Annotated in this window: 1 protein-coding gene; it reads left to right on the plus strand. The window is 53.3% G+C overall.

The features are described 5' to 3' along the window. Positions 1-1091, plus strand: a 1091-nt coding sequence (gene tuf, locus E0L16_RS21930; protein WP_131638315.1) for an elongation factor Tu, incomplete at both ends; no start/stop codon positions are given.

Raw genomic sequence — 1091 nt, forward strand, 5'->3', positions numbered from 1 at the left:
GCTGCAATCACTACCGTACTGGCTAAAACCTACGGCGGTGCTGCTCGTGCTTTCGACCAGATCGATAACGCACCAGAAGAAAAAGCTCGTGGTATCACCATCAACACCTCTCACGTTGAGTATGACACCCCGACTCGCCACTACGCACACGTAGACTGCCCAGGCCACGCCGACTATGTTAAAAACATGATCACCGGTGCTGCGCAGATGGACGGCGCGATCCTGGTTGTTGCTGCAACTGACGGCCCTATGCCTCAGACGCGTGAGCACATCCTGCTGGGTCGTCAGGTAGGCGTTCCTTACATCATCGTGTTCCTGAACAAGTGCGACATGGTTGATGACGAAGAGCTGCTGGAACTGGTAGAGATGGAAGTTCGTGAACTGCTGTCTCAGTACGATTTCCCAGGCGACGACACTCCAATCGTTCGTGGTTCCGCGCTGAAAGCGCTGGAAGGCGAAGCAGAGTGGGAAGAGAAAATCATCGAACTGGCTGGCTTCCTGGATTCTTACATCCCAGAACCAGAGCGTGCGATTGACAAGCCATTCCTGCTGCCAATCGAAGACGTATTCTCCATCTCCGGTCGTGGTACCGTTGTTACCGGTCGTGTAGAGCGCGGTATCATCAAAGTTGGTGAAGAAGTTGAAATCGTTGGTATCAAAGAGACTGCGAAGTCTACCTGTACTGGCGTTGAAATGTTCCGCAAACTGCTGGACGAAGGCCGTGCTGGTGAGAACGTTGGTGTTCTGCTGCGTGGTATCAAACGTGAAGAAATCGAACGTGGTCAGGTTCTGGCGAAGCCAGGCTCAATCAAGCCACACACCAAGTTCGAATCTGAAGTGTACATTCTGTCCAAAGACGAAGGCGGCCGTCATACTCCGTTCTTCAAAGGCTACCGTCCACAGTTCTACTTCCGTACAACTGACGTGACCGGTACCATCGAACTGCCAGAAGGCGTAGAGATGGTAATGCCAGGCGACAACATCAAGATGGTTGTGACTCTGATCCACCCAATCGCGATGGACGACGGTCTGCGTTTCGCAATCCGTGAAGGCGGCCGTACCGTTGGCGCGGGCGTTGTTGCTAAAGTTCT

Origin of the sequence: Enterobacter quasihormaechei (assembly GCF_004331385.1) — a bacterium.
In the GTDB taxonomy this organism is placed as follows: Bacteria; Pseudomonadota; Gammaproteobacteria; order Enterobacterales; family Enterobacteriaceae; genus Enterobacter; species Enterobacter quasihormaechei.